Consider the following 1,615-nt stretch of genomic DNA (forward strand, 5'->3'; position numbering starts at 1 on the left):
AACTAACGAACAACGCGACTGCAGTCACCGAAGCGCGAAAGAGAGGCTAAGGAACCGCTGACTCCGGCGTCGGCGATGGGGGCCCGCCATAAATTGGAATTTATTTGTTTTTAGGGCCCGCCGCCCGATATCTTGAGGGTCATGATGCGACGGCGCGCATGCGTGTACCGTCCTGCCGAAGCGAAGAGGAGGCAAGAATGAGGGTATCGCCCCTGAGCCGGCTGGTGATTGTGGCTGCCCTGGCGGGTTCGCTGGCGGCTCCCATTGCGGTGCGCGCACAAGATCGAGGCATTCCGGTCATGACGCTGCGGGCCGCATTGCGGCTTCCCCCGGACCAGCTGCCGACTGTGTTCAGAAGCCCGAACCCCTATCAACACGAGCCTTACAACATCCATCGGACCGATGGCCTAAGCCGTAATCCCGACGATTGCATGAGATGGGGCTGCATCGACCGCCGGTAGTGGGGCCGAAGATAACTTAGGACGCCGAAGAGCTAAGGCGCCGCAGTCAGCCCTCCCCCTCGGTGAGGCTAAGGTTAGAACTTGACGCGCAAGCCGGCGGTCGGGGCGATGTTTTGGGTCGCCAAAAACCCGTTCGCCAGACCGCCATAGACGTTCGAGAACATCACGCCGGCGTAGAGATCGACCCGCTTCAACGGCCGGTAATCGACCATGGCCGAAATCGCGTATTGCGTGCCGGCGCAAGCGTTGCTGTTCGCGCGGACGACGTTGAGGACGTTCCCGCTTGCCTGGACAAAACTGGTCTTGGCATAGGCGCAGGGCGTGGTTGAGGAATTATAGTTGTTCTGGTTCTCGTAGTAAAAGGCGCCGCTCACATCGAGTTGGGAATTGACCGCATATTTGGCGCCTATGAAGGGGACGTTGACGACCCTCACTCTGTTATAGGCGGTGGTGTTGGTCCATGCGGTCGGAAAGAGTTTCGCGAGCGCTTTGTCGCTCGTAACGATGGTTGCAGGAACGCTATAGCCGCCGAGTGTCTGGAAGCCGTTCAAATAGTTGTCGCTGGGATTGGCTTGTTGCCACCACATCCAGCCGCCTGAGAGCGTCACTGGGCCCCACCTGTACTTCGCGAGCAGCATAAGACCGCTGTTGTTGGACAGCGTCGCTTTCAGGTCGTCGGGGCCATAGAAGTTCGGGATCCCGCTGGTGCAGCCGGTCTGGCCCTTGAAGGGGCCTTTGGCGACCGTGGAGCAGGCGCCGGTGAAGTTGGAGAGGCTGACCGCGTTCTGGGCGTAACTCCCGACGACGTCCACCGAGAAGAGGCCGCCAAAGCCTTCGATGTCGGCGCCGACATCGCCCTGGTAGAAGCCGGTCGTGCCGTTGCCTTGGGCATACCCACCCCACTGCATCAAGGCCCCGCCGTGGAAGTTCTCGTAGTTTACCCGGTACTTCACGCCGGTGTTGGCGCGGTTGGTTTCCGTGTCTCCGAAGCCGGCGTAGGAGCCGGAATAGCCAAGCGCAGAAAACGCATAGGAGCCGCCCATCGGGTCGTAGGCGATGACGCCGTCGAGCGTCAGCGATGTCACCCTGCCGACGGTGAGCGTTCCGAAAGTCTTATTGCTGAGGCCGATATATCCGACCGAGTTGTCAAATTG

Annotated in this window: 2 protein-coding genes; one reads left to right on the top strand and one right to left on the bottom strand. The window is 60.3% G+C overall.

Annotation, left to right across the window (positions count from 1 at the left end; genetic code table 11):
• Nucleotides 1–197 precede the first annotated feature (197 nt).
• The gene (locus tag WCA53_RS27260; RefSeq protein WP_423918065.1) at nucleotides 198–461 is read left to right on the top strand and encodes a hypothetical protein; all 264 of its coding nucleotides are present in this window, start codon (nucleotides 198–200) and stop codon (nucleotides 459–461) included.
• A 74-nt stretch (nucleotides 462–535) separates the two neighbouring features.
• On the opposite strand, the gene WCA53_RS27265 is transcribed toward WCA53_RS27260, so the two are convergent.
• Nucleotides 536–1,615, bottom strand: a 1,080-nt coding sequence (locus WCA53_RS27265) for a hypothetical protein (RefSeq protein ID WP_423918068.1), incomplete at its 5' end; no start/stop codon positions are given.

The sequence above is a fragment of the Caballeronia sp. genome (genome assembly GCF_049581465.1).
In the GTDB taxonomy this organism is placed as follows: Bacteria; Pseudomonadota; Gammaproteobacteria; order Burkholderiales; family Burkholderiaceae; genus Caballeronia.